This is a genomic window from Paenibacillus aceris (assembly GCF_017874035.1).
GTDB classification, from domain to species: domain Bacteria; phylum Bacillota; class Bacilli; order Paenibacillales; family NBRC-103111; genus Paenibacillus_E; species Paenibacillus_E aceris.
Map to the genome: position 1 here is coordinate 42,570 of NZ_JAGGKV010000033.1, position 18,407 is coordinate 60,976.

Consider the following 18,407-nt stretch of genomic DNA (forward strand, 5'->3'; position numbering starts at 1 on the left):
GGTCACGAAAAGACGGGTCATTTATAATGAAAAGATATAGTGAAAAGGCGCCAGCACGAGGATGGTGCCTGATTCGGTTTAGAAGGGGTCTGCCATACGTCGATGAATTTGAACAAAAAGGTGTTTATCGGGTTTTTGTTTTTTATTATTATCCCTTTGTTCGTGCTGGGAACTGCGGTATATACGGTATCCCAACAACTGATTGAAAAGAAGTACGGTGACTTGACGGAGGTTACTTTGCAAGCGATTTCCCGTAACATTTATTACATGTTCAAAGAAGCGAACTATTTCTCTGACTTCTGGATGGTCAAGGACAGCATTCAAGGCATCTATCGAACGATTGATGAAGTGGGGTCCAATGAAGAAGCCCCCTCGTCGTACGATTTGAATACGTTTGATACGCTGCTGCGCGGCTCGATTCTAACCTATTCGCCGATCCAATCGGTCGTGATTTATAACAATGCCGGCAAATCCTTCAGCGCGGGAAGAACGAGCGGAAATGCGCTGCCATGGAAAACGCTGTCGAGCAGCACGGCTTTTGAACAGATCAAGGAATTGAATGGGAGCCCGATGTGGATCGGACCTTCTGAATATAAGGAGATGGGTGCTGGCCGCGGCGAGTTTTATCAAGCGAGGATGGTCAAGGATTTTTGGACGATGGACAATCTGGGCTATATGCTGTTGAAATTTAAGTTTAATGAGCTGGATCAAATTTTCAAATCTTTTAATACGAATGAAGAAAGCTCGAAGCGTTACTTGCTTGTAAATAAAAGCGGACTTATTTTCTATGACAATAAGCAGCATTTGGAGGGCGCCAATGTGCTTCAGCTGCTGCAAGGTAAGTTGGATCTGCGGCAAGGCAATCAAAGCTTTCAAGCCAATTTTCAAAATGAAAAAAGTTTAGTTTCTCTCTATCATTTAAATATTAATCAGATGGGCGTACAGGATTGGAGCGTCGTATCGATTACCTCTTGGAAATACGTGGCGGGTGAGATCGAGACGATTATGAAGCTGGTCGCCGGGATCACGTTCGTCTGTTTGTTTTTTGCACTGGTCTATAATTTAGTGTTCGTTCGCCGCATTGTTCAGTTAATTCTGCGCATGCTCAATTCCATGAAAAAAGTAGAACGCGGCGACTTGACGACGCGCATGGAGGAAAGCGGTAAGGATGAAACATCAGCGCTAGCCAGAGGATTTAATAGTCTGGTTGTACGGGTCGAGGATCTCCTGGAAGAGGTCAAACGCCAGCAGGACCGTAAAAATAAAGCAGAGCTTATGCTGCTGCAGGCGCAGATCAAGCCGCATTTTCTTTTTAATACGTTGGAGTCCATCAATGTGCTCGCGATCCAAAATCAAGGAAAGAAAGTCAGTCAAATGGTGTATCGACTGGGTAATTTGCTGCGGATCGGCATGGAGAGCAGGGAAGAGATTTCGCTTAAACAAGAGCTGGAGCATCTCAAAAGCTATCTGGAAATTCAGGAGTTCCGATTTGAAGATCAATTCCGGTATGAAATTGAGGCGGATGCTGGGATTTTGGATTTCAGTATTTTGAAGCTCACCCTTCAACCCTTGGTTGAAAATGCTTTGCAGCACGGTTTTGAGCCTATCGACTATATGGGCGTAATTTCGATCAAAGTTGCCAATGAAGGGGAACAGATCGGCTTGTACGTTTCAGATAACGGGATAGGCATCTCCACCGAGAAATTAGCTAAATTTCATTATAAAACAGAGCTGGAAACGCCTTTTCACGAGATACTGGGCGCCAATGTCAATGAAGAGCGAAGAGGACTTGGCGTCAGCAATGTAGCTGATCGCATACGCATCCAATACGGTCAGCATTACGGCATGTTTATTTGCAGCATGGAAGGGCATGGAACGACGATAAAAATCGTAATTCCCAAAATAAAGGGGGCAGGCCTATGAAACTTAAGGCAATATTGGCCGATGATGAGCCTAATATATTACGGAATTTACAAGCGGTAATTCCTTGGGGAGAGCTGGAAATCGATCTTGTCGGGACAGCTAAGAATGGTGTCGAAGCGCTGGATCTATGCGAGCTGCATGTGCCGGATCTGGTGATGAGCGACATCAGGATGCCTTTGATGGACGGAATTACGTTCGTCCAGAAGCTGCGTGAAATCAATGAGGAATGCAAAGTGTTGATGGTGACTGGCTATCAGGATTTCGAGTATGCGCGTTCACTCATGCGGGTCGGGGTCAGTGATTACATATTAAAGCCGATAAATTACGAGGAATTAGAAAATTGTATTCGTAAACTGGCAAGTGAAATCAGGGACTCCAAAGCCACCAAGCAGGAGGAGCAGCAAAAGTGGGGCAAAATGAAAAATTTGGCCTATGAGAAAATTTTGCAGGATGTCCTCATGAATTATACGGAAATTTCTGCCCAAACACTTCTTCCGATAGATCATATGGACCTGGAAACGTTGCAGTATTCTTTCATAATGATCGATGTGGATGATTACTCGCAAAAATCGCTTCCTTGGTCCGAGCAAGAACGAAAACTGTGGAATTTTGCGGTTCGGAATGTTGTGCAAGATTCATTAGCCGATTTCATGGCCGAATTCTCTGTTCTGCAGATGCGTGAAGGCGAATGGTGTCTGTTTATTCAATGGGACGATGCCGGAGACGTTGAAAATGGAAGTAATGGAAGTAAAACCGATGTAGCTTTTGTGCGGTCTCGCTTAAATGAAGTGGCTGTTAAATTGCAAAAAGATGTCCGGGAATCCGTCAAACTGGGCATTAGCGTAGGCTTTTTTCCTGGCACTGTCGGACTGCGCGAACTCTCCGCAACGTATCGGAAGCTGCAGCGGTTCATGCAGTTAAATTTAGATAAGAAAGAGTCTGTGCTGCCTTATAAGGAATCCAAAGAGCCTTCGGATGCGAATAGCTCTTTATGGTTTCTTGTCGAGGAGATTGTGACAGGCCTCAAACAGTTGAATCGTAACAAAACGGAGGATGCTCTGAACCGGTTAAAGCTGCTGCTTGAAGGCCTGCCGAACAGTTCTTTTGCCAGAGCCTATCAAATGCTGCATTTCCTGATCCTCCATGTGCTTCGCGAATTGCGCGAGATGAATTCCCTCGATGTGCAGGAAGAGGAACAGATTTGGTGCCAGCTGGATAAAAGCGAGAGCATCCCGCACCTGCTTCAGGTCATGGTGCAGCTTGCAGCTATCGGATTGGAAGGGACGAATAAGAAGAAAAACAGCGAACTGCTTATGACAGCAGCGAAGGAATACATTCGAACGCATTATTCCAATGATTTCGGAATTGAAGAAATTGCGAGCTCCCTTGGCATCTCTTCAAGCTATTTTAGCTTATTATTTAAGCAGCATTTCGGAGAAACTTTCGTTGAATATGTCACCAAGCACCGGATGGAGCTGGCAAAGTCCATGCTGCTGCATAGCGATAAAAGCATTACCGACATAGGAAGGTCGGTTGGTTATATCGAAAGGCGATATTTTACGAAAGTATTTCAGAAGTTTACCGGTGAAATTCCTTCGGAGTATCGCGAGAAGCGCATGGGGGCGAAGTAGAGAATTTTGCCCCTGTATAAGGAATTTGTCGGTCTTTAGGACGATCAACCGTTATTTTATACTTAAATTGCAAGCCTAAGGGAGATCAAGGAAGATGAGAAGAAGAACATTGATCCAGGTAGCAGGAGGCGTGACCGTATCGTTCATCCTGTCCGCTTGCAGCAGTTTAAACCTAACCAATTCAGGCAGCGCAACGCCTGCCCCCGGGGCAAAAGGAGAACCTGTCATGCTGACCATCCGTCATACGCAGGTCAAAGATACGCAGAAAAAGCGGTTGGCGATGCTGCAGGAGGTCGTGAAAAACACGGAGGCTAAGGTGCCGGGTCTCTCGATTACACTGGATGGTGTAGAGGACAAGGTGAATCGTTTTGAAAAGCTGAGAGCTGAGATGGCTGCTGGCAATCCACCGGAAATTTTCGACTTGTTCGGCGGAACGGACACGAAGGATTATGTGAAAGCCAACAGACTGCTTGATCTGACGCCAATATTAAATGAACTGGGATTAATGGATAAGTTCTATAGCTTTGAGGAATTTACAGTCGACGGTAAAATTTATGGAATCCCCATGGCCGGGTATGTCGAGGGCTTGTATTATAACAAGAAGATTTTGTCCGATAATCAAATCAAACCGCCTCAAACGTGGGATGACCTGCTTGCCGCTGCAGCCAAGCTGAAAGCTCAGAAAATAACGCCGTTCGCGCTGGCAGCCAAAGATTCATGGGTTATTAACATGATGAGTAATACGATGTGGGTACGCACAGCAGGGCCGAGTTCGATCGAAGGTTTTCTTGATGGAAGTAAACATTGGACCGATCCCGATGTCGTGGATGCTTTTGAGAAATACAATTTGCTGGTGAAAAAAGGATACTTCCAAGAGGGCAGCTTAGCGCTTTCGTACGCCGAGCAGCAAAACAAATTCAGCAGCGGAGAAGCAGCATTCATGTTTGACGGAAGTTGGGCCAATACACCGCTGCTTGATCCGGAGAAGTCTGCCATCGTGAAGGATATAGGCTTCATGAGCTTCCCAGACATGGGCGGGCCCGGCGATGGTTACATCAATGGCGGATGGTCAAACGCCTATGGATTCTCCAAAAAGGTAACTCCCGCGCAGCTTGTCGCGATCAAAGAATTCATCGTACAGATGTACAATGAGTCGATGCAAAAAAGGCAGCTGGTTGAAGAAGGCATGCCGCCGGCCATGAAGCTGCAGGATACGAGCAATGTGAATCCTTTGATTACACAAATTTTGGATGTGTTTGCAAATAGCAAAGGGGCATTCCCCGCTTTCGATTCGCGCATTCAAACCAAGGTCCGTGAGAAGCTCGAGCGAGGCATGCAGGAATTAGTCGGCGGAAGAACGGATCCTGTTACCCTGATGTCGGAAATCCAGAAGCAGCAGGATGCTTCGAATAAGGAAGAAACTCATACGAATTAGTAGGATGAACTATGAACAAAGCAGGAAGAAACCCATTGGCATACGCTATTTTTACGATCCCTACGCTGTTGTTGCTCGTCATTTTTTTCTTATATCCGATGCTGATGTCCATGCGTTACGGGTTCACAGCATGGAACGGAATATCGCCGGCAAAGTGGAATGGCCTGGACAATTTCACTCAAGCGTTTCAGGATAAGTATTTCTGGATGGCTGTGCAAAACAACTTGTATTTTATTGGTTTTTCAGTCGGCTTGCAGATCCCGTTCATTCTTTTTTTAGCGTTAGTAGTGAGCAAAATAAGGCGGTGGACGGGCTTTTACAAAACAATGATTTTCCTTCCGACGATTCTATCAACGGCTGTCGTCGGCGTGCTGTGGGGATTTATTTATCATCCTGAGGCTGGACTGCTGAATAAGCTGTTAGAAGCTGTCGGTTTGGGGGCTTGGAAGCATACATGGTTAGCTGATGAATCGACAGCCATGCTCTCTGTACTTGTTACCAATGCGTGGCAATGGGTTGGTTTTTATGTCATTCTTGTTTTATCGGCCATTTATGCCATTCCCAAAACGATCCTGGAAGCAGCAGAAATTGACGGAGCGTCAAGCTCTCGACAGGCATGGTCGATTATGTTCCCTCTTCTGCGTCCTGTGATCATTGTGATGATCCTGCTTTCGATTACAGGAGCGATGAAAGCCTTAGATATCGTCTTTGTAATGACAGGCGGCAATCCGTATGGGATTACTGAAGTGATGGCGACTTATATGTATAAAAAAGCGTACCGCATCGGCGAGTACGGTTATGCGAACGCCATCGCGCTTCTTATTCTTTTGTTTACAGGGGCGCTGACTTCTGTGTTTGGCTGGATGACGGCGAAGCAAGAGGAGGTGCGATTTTGAAAAATTTGAACATGAGAAAAGCAAGCGCTCTCCGCGGTGTCATCCCGCATGCCGTTCTTGTGGTGTACATAGGAATCATCCTCTTTCCGCTCGTGTGGGTGCTCAATTCCTCTTTTAAAACGAATAAAGAAATTATTGCATTCCCGTGGTCCTTTCCGGACGAGTGGCTGTTGTCCAATTACTGGAACGCCTGGACAGGGGCGCATGTCTCGCAATATTTTACGAACAGTGTAGTGATTTCCTTGATATCGGCAATGATGACGTTGATGCTTGGCACGGCCACATCATTTGCCTTGACGCGAATGAAATTTCCGGGACTGAGCAAGGTGATCAACCGAGTGCTGCTGCTTGCTTTACTTGTGCCTGCGGGCTCCTTGCTTGTCCCTCTTTATATGCTGCTTAGAAGTATGCATTTGTATAATACCCCGTTGGCTCTTATTCTCCCTTACATTACGGTCGGGCTGCCGCTGACTGTTTTTATGATTAGTGCGTTTTTCAAGTCTATTCCCAGCGAGCTGGAGGAAGCAGGCATTATGGATGGGTTATCCATCTATGGGCTGCTGTGGCGTGTTCTTGTTCCAATTACTGTACCGCCTCTTATTCCCGTGTTTATGCTCAATTTCCTCAGCAACTGGAACGAGTTCATGATGGCGAATCTGTTCCTGACAAAAGAAAAATTTCGAACGCTGCCTGTAAGTATGGTGGCCTTCTACGACCAATTGAATATGAACTATGGTTCGCTTTGTGCGTCCATTATGTTCAGCCTTATCCCTGTTCTACTGATGTATGTCATTCTGCAGAAACGCATTATTGAATGCGTTAAAGCCTAATCACTTAACCAAGGAGTGTGTCCGCCATATGTCATCGTCATCCACCAACCCGCATCAACCGTTAACGCTGCGTCAAAAGGTCGGTCAATTGTTCATTTGCGGCTTTGAGTCTCTGGAGCCTAATGCAGCAATTACGCAATTAATTGAAGAGTACGGACTAGGCGGCGTCATCTATTTCCGTCGTAATGTGAAAGATGCGCATCAATTGGCTCATTTGTCGGCAAAACTGCAAGGGATGAGTCTTCGCAGCGGCGGACAGCCGTTATTTATTGCGGTGGATCAAGAGGGCGGGATGGTCTCGCGGATTGAAGAAGGAGCCACGCTGCTGCCGGGAAATATGGCGCTAGGGGCTGCCTTTGCGCCGGCAGGCGTGTATGCCAGCTCCAAAATCATGGGCAAGGAGCTGCGCCAGATGGGCGTCAACATGAACTTTGCGCCATGCCTCGATATTAACAATAACCGGTTGAATCCCGTCATCGGAGTACGTTCATATGGGGAAACCGCTGCGATCGTAGGCGATATGGGGACGCACGCCGTGAAAGGCTTGCAGGATATGGGCGTTATTGCGACGGTTAAGCATTTTCCAGGGCATGGGGATACATCAGAGGACTCGCATCATGATCTTCCGGTTGTTCCGCATAGCATGGAGCGGCTTATGGAGCTCGAACTGGACCCTTTCATCAAAGCGATTGAAGGCGGCGTAGATGCGATTATGACCGCGCACGTCGTGTTCGCGGCACTGGAACAAAACGGTGTACCGTCTACGTTATCGTATCGCATTTTAACGGAACTGCTGCGGGAGAAGCTGGGCTTCAAGGGGCTCATCGTAACAGACTGTCTGGAGATGAAGGCGATTTCCGAAGGCATCGGAGTCGCAGAAGGCGCAGTTCGTGCCATAGAAGCCGGATCGGATCTTATTTTGGTTAGTCATAGGTTGGATCGTCAAATATCCGCGATTGAAGCAGTAATTGCAGCCGTCGAAAGCGGACGCATTCCGGAGTCGCGCATTGATGAGTCTGTCCTGCGGGTTATGACCTATAAATGTAAACGGGACATTCAGTTTGAAAAGTTTGAGCCCATCCCGGAAGGACCTATTTCAACGCCGGAGAATCAGCTATTGGCTAAAGAGCTTAGCCGTAAAAGTATTACGCTGGTAAAGGACGAAGTCGGGCAATTTCTGGATATGAACGAACCGACGCTTGTAATTTGGACGGAAGTGCAAACGGGAACAGAAATCGATGAGGTTGTGGACAGGCAGGGGACGCTGGGCACCGCGCTCTCAGCAATCTCCGGAAAACCCGTTCGAGAAGTGTATTTGGGACTGTACCCTTCGGAAACGGAGATTACCGCGACTCTTCAAGCTGCCGAAGGCATGAAACAAGTGATCGTGGTGACTTACAATGCTGCGTTCTCGCCTGGACAGACGCGGTTGGTGAAAACATTGGCAGAGAAAGAAGAACTGCATCTTATCGTAGCCGCAGGCCGAAACCCTTATGATTTGCTTGAGTTTCCTGAGGTGAAGACGTATTTGGCCTGTTACGAAAATCGTCCGCTGGCGATGGTATCCCTAGCGAATGTGCTGCTTGGGATAGAGAAGCCGGTAGGGCGACTGCCAGTCACCTTGTCTGAACAATACCCGATTGGATGGAGGCAGGAAGTATGAGCGGTGGGAAATGGACTGAGGGTCGAGTGAGTGGGGAGAAGGCAGCAGGGAAGGATTGGGCTGAGGGTCAAGACGTGTTCCTGCGGGAGTACTATGTCGGGGTGGATTTGGGCGGCACGAAAATGTTGGCCGCGTTGATTTCCGGCGATGGCAGCATCATCGCGAAGGAAGAGCTCCCCACTCTGGCGCAGCAGGGGGAGGCGGCTGTGCTCGATCGGCTCGGCAGCCTGATCGAGGGGCTGCTTGCGGCCGTGCCCGGCGGCCGCAGCGTTCTCCGCGGGATTGGCGTCGCCACCGCGGGCACGCTCGATACGGCGAACGGTGTCGTCACCTTCGCCGCCAATCTCGGCTGGCGCGACGTGGCCGTCGCTGCCGTGCTCTCTGACCGCTTCGCATGCGCGGTCAGGCTCGAGAACGACGCCACCGCAGCGGCGGTCGGCGAATGGCTGGCCGGCGCGGGCGAGGGAGCGCCGGACTGTATTTTTGTGACGATCTCCACGGGGATCGGCGGGGGCATCATTTCCGGCGGTCGCGTGATCGCCGGCACGAACCATAACGCAGGGGAGCTCGGTCACATTTCCATTGATGGAAATGGGCCGCTCTGCCCCTGCGGGAATGTGGGGTGCCTGGAGCTGTACGCGTCAGGCACTGCTATTGGTCGCCGCGGCGCGGAGCAGGTGCGACGTGGTGGCGCGGGCGCGCTCGCGCGGCTTGCAGGAGGCGACCCGAACCGCGTGGATGCGCGGTTGGTCGCGGCCGCAGCCGCGGAAGGGGATGCCGAGGCTAGTGGCATCTTGCGCGAAGCGGGACGATCCCTCGGCATCGGGCTCGTGAGCATTCTCCACCTGCTGAATCCGCAGGTGGTTATCCTTGGCGGCGGCGCTTCGCATATCGGCGAGCCTTTGTTAGGACCGATGAGAGAGATCATCGAAGAGCGCTGTTTGCCTTCAATACGCAAGCCGGTACGGTTCGTAACGTCTGCGCTTGGTTCAGCCGCAGGAGCCGTTGGCGCCGCGCTGCTTATGTCTCAGTCACGCTGAGGCATTCATGTTATGACTGGTCATATGACCTATGTCACTAGACGTCAAGCACCCTTTTTCGTTAAATTAGATGAGGTTAGTGAAACTTTTTTTCTTCGTGTAACGTTAGAAAGAAGTTATGTTTCATGGATCTACTTTATTTTGCGAAGGGGTGTTTGTTTTGTCTAATGTAATAGCTTCGGATGCGCCGACGATGCGTTCCTTTTTTGCCAATCGTTTCGTGCAATCCATCATGCTATCCGGTCTTTTTCTCCAAATCGGAATCTGGATTCGTAACTTTGCGATTCTTCTCTATGTCACAGACATGACTAATAATGATCCTTACTCGGTTTCTTTGATTTCAGTGGCGGAGTTCGCGCCGATCTTTATTTTCTCTTTTATCGGCGGTGCCTTTGCGGACCGATGGAGACCTAAATTGACGATGGTATGGTGCGATATCCTCAGTGCAGCTTCCGTGTTTGTCATTATGATTACTCTGTATTACGGTTCCTGGAAGGCGATCTTTTTCGCTACATTGGTTTCCTCCATCTTGTCCCAGTTCTCCCAACCGTCCGGGATGAAGCTGTTCAAGGTACATGTGCATGAATCCCAAATGCAGATGGGGATGTCGTTGTTTCAATCCATGATGGCGATCTTTATGATCTTGGGGCCAATCATGGGCACCTTTGTCTATTATCACTTCGGGATTGAAGTTGCAGTCGCCATTATGGGCGTATGCTTCCTGCTTTCCGCGCTCGTACTAACGTTCCTGCCTGCAGATCGTAAAAATGAGGAAGGTGCCGAGAAGCCATCCACGCACATTTTTGCAGAAATGGGTCAAGGTTTTAAGTATGTTCTGAAAAATAAAATGCTTGTTACGTTAGGCGGCTGCTTTGCCGTTGCTGGTCTGGCGATCGGTTTAATCTCTCCGCTGGGGATCTTTCTAGTGACTGAGAATCTTGGCCTGCCGAAGGAAGATTTGCAATGGTTTATGGCAGCCAACGGGATTGCGATGATTATCGGTGGCGGTGTGACCATGGCTTTTGCCAAAAAGGTGTCCCCGCAAGCGCTGTTGATTGTCGGGATGAGTGTAAGTGTTGTGGCTTTTGCCGTCATGGGATTGACCCATTTGGTATGGCTGGCACTCTTGATGCAATTCTTCTCCGGACTAGTTATGCCTGCGATCCAAATTGGGATCTCAACGATGATTCTTGGCAATACGGAAGAAGCATTTGTTGGCCGGGTAAATGGGATTTTGAACCCGCTGTTCATGGGAGCGATGGTGCTTACGATGAGTTTGGCGGGAAGCATTAAGGCTTCCTTCTCGCTGGAGTCCATTTATGTCACTTCAGCTGTTCTATTCCTGATTGGCGTATTTATTATGCTGCCAACGTTGAAGTACAAAATCAGCGGCGCGGGTCAGCCGGGCAATGAAGAAGCTAAAGCAGGGTAGAGCTTGATTGTTTCGTCGAAAAATTACAATTGGGACTCTCTGAGAAGGTCATATCCGACTTCTTGGGGCAGTCCTTTTTTGGCTGGAGGTGAAAAGTCGAAAAGTGATTTCTCAAGTGGGTGCCACCAACCGAGAAGTTGCGCTTCGTTGGAGGTGCGAAAAAGTCTCACCTCCACGCTGTGCGAGGCCTGCAACGATGTTTTCCATCGTTACAGCTACATCATCGTGGCAGACACGCGCTGCAACGATGTTTCGCATCGTTACAGCTGCGAAAAAGTCTCACTTCCACGCTGTGCGAGGCCTGCAACGATGTTTCGCATCGTTACAGCTGCGAAAAACCCGCACCTCCTCTCTGTGCGAGGTCTGCAACGATGTTTCGCATCGTTACAGCTGCGAAAACCCCGCACCTCCACGCTGTGCGAGGCCTGTAACGATGTTTCCCATCGTTACAGCTGCGAAAAACCAGCACCTCCACGCTGTTCGAGGCCCGCAACGATGTTTCCCATCGTTACAGCTGCGAAAAAGTCTCACCTCCACGCTGTGCGAGTCCCGGCCCGTAACGATGTTTCGCATCGTTACAGCTGCGAAAAGCCCTCACCTCCACACTGTTCGAGGCCCGTAACGATGTTTCCCATCGTTACAGCTGCGAATAGCCACCATCTCCCCACTGTGTGCGCCTTCCTACAATGTTTTACTCAGACCCACAGCCCTTCAACTCATCCTACTGCAAGCAAATGCGATTTCTGTTAGGATTACGGTATGAGAATGTAAAAGGTGAGTGAATCATGCTTCAGTTGTTCGTGGATATGATGGAACGGGTCGGTTTCTTGATTGCGCTTGCGTTTGCCTTCTCCCGCAGCCGCTGGATGCGCAGTTACATGAGCTATCAGGGTGACAGGACGTATCAATGGCGCTTCCTGTTCTTTTTTTCAGCCTATGCGATTCTTGCAACGTATTCGGGTGTGACGGTATCCGATTATACATACAGGCCTGCCCCGTGGATCGGGGAAGTTTCACCAACAGCGGCGATCGCGAATGCGCGAACCGTTGGCGTTGTCATTGCCGGACTGCTTGGCGGCGTAAAAAGCGGGCTCATCGTCGGCATTATCGCAGGGGTGCATCGCTACAGCTTAGGGGGATTCGTTGCCGTTGCTTGTATGATTGCGCCGATTCTCCAAGGTGTCTTAGCAGGACTTTGCCGCAATGCGTTCAAGAAGCGCTTCCGTAAAGTATCGTCCGTACAGCTCGCATTCCTTGTTGGATTCATGGCCGAATCTTTGCAGATGGTTCTTATTCTTGCTCTAGCCAAACCATGGGACGATGCGGCCAATTTGGTTTCGCTCATTGGCTTGCCACAGACGCTCGCAAACAGCGTCGGGGTTGCCTTGTATTTTGTGCTATATAATACGATGGAGCGGGAAGAGGCACGGATTGGTGCGGAACATGCTCGCAAAGCGCTGCAAATTGCGGATATGACGATGCCGCTCTGGCGGTTGGAGTTCGATAAAGCCGTATCAGAAATTGGGAAAGTGCTGAATGAGGAAATGAGGGCCGTCGGTGCTTTTTTCAGTAAAGATGGCGAAGCATGGGTAGCAGAAGGCAGAAAAACGCATCACTGGAACGATTTATACATCCGAGTTCCAAATCGGCCGCTGGTCGGCCAGTTTCGCTTATATTTTGAGCGGGAACAGGATGATAATCCATCCCGCAGGCGTATGCTGTCCTCCCTTGCGGAGCTGCTTTCACAGCAGTATGCGTTTGTTGAATCCGAGAGGCAAACATTGCTGCTAGCAGATGCGGAGATTCGCTCGCTGCAGGCACAAATGAATCCTCACTTCCTTTTTAATGTGCTGAACACAGTCAAATCCTTTATCCGCACGAGGCCGGAAGAGGCGCGTCAGATGGTCATGCACTTATCCAAATTTTTGCGTAAAAATATGAGCCACGGCAACCAGCGTCTCATCACGATTCGTGATGAGTACGAACTCGTGATGTCTTACCTCAGCTTGATCAAATCACGTTTGGGCGATCAGATGGAGTTTTACGCCGAAATTGATGAAGGGCTGTTAGACCACTCCATTCCTCCGTTCACGATTCAGCCTCTGATCGAGAATGCCATTGTTCATGGCATCAAAAACAAGCCAGGCATCGGCGTCATCAGACTTACGGTAAAGGAGGAGCTGGAGGAGGGTAGGCTCCAAGCACGTATTACCGTGCAGGACAACGGAGTGGGTCTTGAAACTGCGGGACCCGATAATCAGGGGGAGCATGCGGGGATGGCTTTGCGGAATATCGAGCAGCGTTTGAACTATCATTACGGCAAGGAGCATCCGCTGGAAATTGAAAGCAAGCCGGGAGAAGGCACGATGATTACATTTTGGGTGAGGTGATGGCGAGTGGGTTGGAATATTGTCATTGCGGATGATGAAGAGCCGGCTAGAGAAGAATTGATCTATCTCTTAGAAAGCTGTGAAGAGGTGGATAAGGTTACCGCGGCAACTGGCGGAATGGATGCGATTAAGAAGGTTAAAGAGTTAGCGCCGGATGTTTTATTTCTCGATATGGACATGCCGGATCTAAATGGACTGCAGGTTGCAGAAATTGTAGGAGAAATCAATCCTCAGGTGAAAATTGTTTTTTCCACAGCCTATGATCAATATGCCGTTCACGCGTTTAAGCTGCGAGCGTTTCATTATATGCTCAAGCCGTACGATGAAGAGGATATCGCGATTGTTTTCCGCGAACTGCGCAAAACGCAGCCTCGCAGCGACGCAGCGTCTGCAAGCCAAAGCCGGACGTTATCTGCTAAGACAAGCGTAAAGCTTGCACTGGAATTGGACGAGGGAATTATTTATGTATCGCCTAAAGATATTATGTATATCAGCAAGGAGATTAAGCATGTACAGGTTCACCTCTATGATAAGGCTTATATTGTCTCTTATACCTTATCGGAGCTGGAACAGAAGCTGGAGCCATACGGTTTTTTCCGCTGCCACAAAAGCTATCTGGTCAACCTGGCTTCCATCTCAGAAATGAAGACCTGGGTGAACGGAGCGTATAATCTGCTCATGGAAGATGCTGGGCGCAGCACCATACCTGTCAGCCGAAATTATGTAAAGCTGCTGCGTTTGAAACTCGAAATTTAACATCATGAGGCACGAAATTGGCATGTTGCGTTTCAGGTATTCCGCTTGTTATCCAAACAAGATATACTCCTTGTAAGCGCTAACAATCATGTTAATTGGAGGGTGTTCATAGACATGTTACTATTAAAAAACAAAGCTGCTTCCTATGTGATCTGGGCTGCCATTGCTTTACTTGGTGCGTCAGGTTTCGCCATGCTCGCGCTTTCGAGAGGCGAAAGCATTTCGGCGATATGGTTAATCATTGCTGCCATATGCACGTATTCGTTCGGGTACCGTTTCTACAGCCGTTTTATCGCAAAAAAGATCTATGAGCTAAATGACAACCGCGCAACCCCCGCTCATGTCCATAACGATTCCAAAGACTTCGTTCCGACGAATAAATTTGTATTGTTTGGACACCATTTTGCTGCGATCGCAGGAGCAGGACCGTTGGTTGGTCCGATTTTAGCCGCACAAATGGGGTACCTGCCAAGCATTCTCTGGATTATTATCGGTGCTGTTCTTGCAGGCTGCGTGCAGGACTTTGTGACCCTTGTCGGATCCATGCGCCGCGACGGCAAATCGCTCGGACAAATGGCCAAGGATGAGGTTGGCCGATTTAGCGGTACTTTAGCTTCTATTGCCACACTCGCGATTCTAATTATTATCGTCGCTGTTCTTGGACTTGTTGTGGTCAAAGCGTTGGCGGAATCTCCGTGGGGCATGTTCACCATCGCCATGACGATGCCGATCGCTATATTTATGGGCTTTTACATGCGCTACATTCGTCCGGGCAAAGTGATCGAGGGTTCTATCATTGGCTTCGTCTTGTTGATGATTGTTCTATGGTCGGGCCAGTATATTGCAGAAAGTCCGGCATTAGCTAAAATGTTTACATTCACAGCCCCGCAAATCGCTGTTTTGATGGTGATCTATGGTCTGATCGCGTCCATTTTACCCGTCTGGGTGCTGCTTGCTCCACGGGATTATTTAAGCTCATTTTTGAAAATCGGCGTCATTCTCTTACTCGCTGGCGGCATTATGGTTATTTTACCCCAATTGAAAATGCCTGCTGTAACGAAGTTTATTGATGGAACCGGGCCTGTGTTTTCCGGCAATTTGTTCCCCTTCTTGTTCATAACGATTGCATGCGGCGCGGTTTCCGGGTTTCATTCGTTGATTTCATCCGGGACGACGCCAAAAATGATCGATAGAGAAAGCCATGCGCCCTTCATCGGCTTTGCTGGTATGGCCGCAGAATCTTTCGTCGCGGTTATGGCATTGATTGCTGCTTGCTCCTTGGAGCCTGGCCTTTACTTCGCGATGAATTCTTCACCGGCTGTCATTGGAACCGATCCCGCTGCTGTCGCTGCCAAAATTTCATCCTGGGGCTTCACCTTAACCCCTGATCAGATTACAAGCACGGCCAAAGAAATCGGCGAAAAAACCATTCTCTCCCGAACCGGTGGAGCACCAACGCTGGCTGTGGGGATGGCTGAAATTTTCTCAACGTTTTTAAATGGTGCCAAGGCGTTCTGGTATCATTTCGCGATTTTGTTCGAAGCGGTGTTTATCTTGACTGCTGTGGATGCGGGGACCCGCGTCGGCCGATTTATGCTGCAGGATTTAGTCGGCAACTTCTATAAACCTTTTGGGCAAACGAAAGATTTGAGATACAATTTCATTGCTTCCCTGATTGTTTGCTTGGCTTGGGGATACTTCCTGTATCAAGGGGCTGTCGACCCGTTTGGCGGCATTAACTCCTTATGGGCGCTCTTCGGTATCGCGAACCAAATGCTCGCTGCCATTGCCTTAGCAGTAGCAGTTACGATTATGATCAAAATGGGGAAAGCCCGCTATGCTTGGGTAGGTATGATCCCATTCGTATTCCTGTCCGTGACTACGTTGACTGCAGGCTACCAAAAAGCATTTTCCGGGAATGCCAGCATCGGATTTTTGGCGGCCGCGAAGAAATATCAAGAAGGAATTGATCAAGGACAAGTCATCGCCCCGGCCAAAAACATGGACGTTATGCATCAAATCGTAACGAATAACTACATTGATGCGGGATTGACGATCTTTTTCGGCATCGTTGTCCTACTGATGATCATCATTTCGATCCGTTTATGGTTTAACATTTTGATTCAAAAACAAAAGCCGCAACTGCAAGAATCGCCGTTTGTCCAATCCACATTTGGAGCGTGATGCTTTTTGAGAGCGATCGCCAGTTTTTCGAGCAAGGTAAATGCAACGATCAAAGTCATCTTCAATATTCCGGACTATGCCAGGTACTTGAAGCATCAGCAGGAGCACCATCCGGAAGATCCCATATTGACGGAAAAAGAGTTCTACATGCAATCCCTGCATGAGCGTTATGAGAGCGGTAAAATCAATCGGTGCTGTTAATTGAAAAAACTCGATTCCCGCGGTGATGAACCGTGAGATCGAGTTTTTCATTTTTATAAGAAGGGGACTCCGGCATCTCTGAAGGCCTCTTTCATTTCCGGGGTTATTTTGGAATCGCTAATAATTCCGGTCGTTTCCTGCACTTCGCCTATGACAAATAAAGAGCTTCGGCTAAACTTGGAATGGTCGGCAACGAGGAACGTTTCCATCGATTGCTTCATCATCCGGCGGTTCGTCTCGGCTTCCAGCTCGTTGTAGATCATCATGCCGCGCGTTAACGAAATGCCGTCTACGCCCATGAATGTTTTGCGGATGCTGAGATTATCGAGTGTCGCATTGGCTAGAGGACCCGACAGCTCGAACGTTTGCGTGCGGATCACGCCGCCTGTCAGAATCAGCTGCAGTCCTTGCGTCCCGATCAGTTCATAGGCGATATTCACCGCATTTGTGATGACGGTAAGGTTCTTGAACTGATTCAGCTTTTTGGCAATGAACGTCGTTGTCGTTCCGCCTGTTAAGCCGATGATATCGCCATCTTCAATGAAGTTTAGCGCTTTGTCGGCGATTTCTTTCTTCTCTTCGGTAAAAAGGTCCATTTTGTTGAAAAAGGGTACTTCCACCTTCAGGCTTTCCAGTACGGCGCCTCCGAAGGTACGGATGCATCGTTTCTCTTGCTCTAAAATTTCAAGGTCCCGCCTGGCTGTTGCTTCAGATACGCCAAATTGCTGAACGATATCGGTCAAGGCGATGGAGCCTTTATCTTTAATGGCTTGCATAATGGCATCTCGGCGAATATCTGTCTTTCCCATGGAACCTCCTAAAAAGCTTTCCTTGAGGAAAGCTAGCTAACGATGTAAGTAACGCTTCCTTCTATCTTATCATGTGGATGGATAAGCCGTCTATTGGCGTGCCGGTGAGGATATGTAGGGGGAGAGGTACAGCTTACCTTGTTTGATCCATGTGCTGATTCGGTAAATGCCCCATAAAGCTGCTCATACACGAAGCTCTTCAACAACGCTCCCCTGATGAAATGAATTGCCAAGCAGCAATTTGATTAATTGATCAGCTGTAACCGCAGGGGATGCGAGCATTCCGCGATCTTTTACCATTCTAAAAATGTCCGCTGAGGCTGAGGCAGATGTGTCCTTGCTTGCGTTTCTTGCTTCTTCTTGTAAACGCGTATCGATCATCCCAGGCCATACGGATACGATTTTGACTGCGGTAGATTCGTTACCCTGTTCCAAACCTACACTTGTTGAGAAAATATCCAACCCGGCCTTAGCGGCAGAGTACACGCTCATGCCTGGAAGTAGATGTTTCGCAGAGGCGGAGGAGATGTTCAGTATCCGTTTCTCGATGTGCAGTTGTTCGGTCGAACGAATAAAACACGACGTGAGTACGATGGGAGCTAGTAGATTTATATGAAGATTATTAATTAACTCTTGTGAGCTGGCTTGCTCGATTCGGGAAAATGGTGCTAAGACGGCCGCGTTATTGATCAAGTAGATTCCTTCCGCATTTGTTACATCGATCTTGTGAAATACTTGTTCCATCAGAGCGTGGATTTCGCCGATGTTACTTAAATCATATTCGTAGTAATCCATAAGACTACTTCTAGCTATCAAGTCATTGTTCTTTTTTCTTGAAATACAAATGAGGTGATGTTCCGGAGAAATGAGCTTAAGCGCCATTGCTTCGCCAAGACCGCGGGACGTCCCGGTAATTATAAAATACTTCATTTGAAACCAACTCCCTCGTTATGCTGGTGACTACTAGCTCCTTCGGCGTAAGGGAACTGTAGTCCTCTATTTGGATGAAATCGGCTGATTGCAGGATTTAGAGGGAACTACAGGGTCTTAGTTACCCGCAGAATCCCCCAATTGGCTAAATGCGGAGAAATAGCGGATCATAGTTCCCTGTGATCCGTCATTTCTATTAAGCCCCCTAATTAAATTGGAGAGTACCATGGGAAATAAGGTACTATTCATATAAAGGGAGGCGAGCGGAATGAGACAACGTAACAACG

Annotated in this window: 14 protein-coding genes; 12 read left to right on the top strand and 2 right to left on the bottom strand. The window is 48.5% G+C overall.

The window, feature by feature from the left end; translation table 11 throughout:
* The first annotated feature begins 102 nt into the window (after positions 1-102).
* The 12 genes from J2Z65_RS32365 (at position 103) to J2Z65_RS32420 (ending at position 16,381) form a co-directional block, all read left to right on the top strand.
* Positions 103-1,923 carry a sensor histidine kinase gene (locus J2Z65_RS32365; RefSeq protein ID WP_167067819.1) on the top strand — a complete coding sequence of 607 codons (1,821 nt, stop codon included), beginning with the start codon at positions 103-105 and terminating at the stop codon, positions 1,921-1,923.
* A complete protein-coding gene (locus J2Z65_RS32370; protein ID WP_167067816.1) occupies positions 1,920-3,554 on the top strand; it encodes a response regulator in 1,635 nt (544 codons plus the stop codon). The genes J2Z65_RS32365 and J2Z65_RS32370 overlap by 4 nt, the downstream gene beginning before the upstream one ends.
* Before the next feature lie 94 nt (positions 3,555-3,648).
* Positions 3,649-4,989 (top strand): extracellular solute-binding protein, encoded by a 1,341-nt coding sequence (locus J2Z65_RS32375; protein ID WP_167067813.1) that lies wholly within the window; start codon positions 3,649-3,651, stop codon positions 4,987-4,989.
* Between the two features lie 35 nt (positions 4,990-5,024).
* Positions 5,025-5,885 (top strand): carbohydrate ABC transporter permease, encoded by an 861-nt coding sequence (locus J2Z65_RS32380; RefSeq protein ID WP_338111818.1) that lies wholly within the window; start codon positions 5,025-5,027, stop codon positions 5,883-5,885.
* Complete coding sequence (locus J2Z65_RS32385) at positions 5,882-6,715, top strand: carbohydrate ABC transporter permease (RefSeq protein ID WP_240160060.1); 834 nt, start codon at positions 5,882-5,884, stop codon at positions 6,713-6,715. The genes J2Z65_RS32380 and J2Z65_RS32385 overlap by 4 nt, the downstream gene beginning before the upstream one ends.
* A gap of 28 nt (positions 6,716-6,743) precedes the next feature.
* A complete protein-coding gene (gene nagZ, locus J2Z65_RS32390) occupies positions 6,744-8,378 on the top strand; it encodes a beta-N-acetylhexosaminidase (RefSeq protein ID WP_167067807.1) in 1,635 nt (544 codons plus the stop codon).
* Complete coding sequence (locus tag J2Z65_RS32395) at positions 8,375-9,418, top strand: ROK family protein (protein WP_167067804.1); 1,044 nt, start codon at positions 8,375-8,377, stop codon at positions 9,416-9,418. Before nagZ ends, J2Z65_RS32395 begins: the two co-directional genes overlap by 4 nt.
* A 193-nt stretch (positions 9,419-9,611) precedes the next feature.
* Complete coding sequence (locus tag J2Z65_RS32400; RefSeq protein WP_167067922.1) at positions 9,612-10,850, top strand: MFS transporter; 1,239 nt, start codon at positions 9,612-9,614, stop codon at positions 10,848-10,850.
* 785 nt (positions 10,851-11,635) lie between these two features.
* Positions 11,636-13,240: a LytS/YhcK type 5TM receptor domain-containing protein gene (locus tag J2Z65_RS32405; protein WP_167067801.1), complete on the top strand. Its 1,605-nt coding sequence runs from the start codon at positions 11,636-11,638 to the stop codon at positions 13,238-13,240.
* 6 nt (positions 13,241-13,246) lie between these two features.
* Complete coding sequence (locus tag J2Z65_RS36010) at positions 13,247-13,996, top strand: LytTR family transcriptional regulator DNA-binding domain-containing protein (protein ID WP_167067798.1); 750 nt, start codon at positions 13,247-13,249, stop codon at positions 13,994-13,996.
* A 114-nt stretch (positions 13,997-14,110) separates the two neighbouring features.
* On the top strand, positions 14,111-16,180 hold the full coding sequence (locus J2Z65_RS32415; RefSeq protein ID WP_167067795.1) for a carbon starvation CstA family protein: 2,070 nt from the start codon (positions 14,111-14,113) through the stop codon (positions 16,178-16,180).
* Positions 16,181-16,186: 6 nt separating this feature from the next.
* On the top strand, positions 16,187-16,381 hold the full coding sequence (locus tag J2Z65_RS32420; protein WP_167067792.1) for a CstA-like transporter-associated (seleno)protein: 195 nt from the start codon (positions 16,187-16,189) through the stop codon (positions 16,379-16,381).
* A gap of 53 nt (positions 16,382-16,434) precedes the next feature.
* Here J2Z65_RS32420 and J2Z65_RS32425 read toward each other — a convergent pair whose 3' ends face one another.
* Complete coding sequence (locus tag J2Z65_RS32425; RefSeq protein ID WP_167067789.1) at positions 16,435-17,190, bottom strand: DeoR/GlpR family DNA-binding transcription regulator; 756 nt, start codon at positions 17,188-17,190, stop codon at positions 16,435-16,437.
* 183 nt (positions 17,191-17,373) lie between these two features.
* A complete protein-coding gene (locus J2Z65_RS32430; protein WP_167067786.1) occupies positions 17,374-18,120 on the bottom strand; it encodes an SDR family NAD(P)-dependent oxidoreductase in 747 nt (248 codons plus the stop codon).
* Positions 18,121-18,407: the final 287 nt, after the last annotated feature.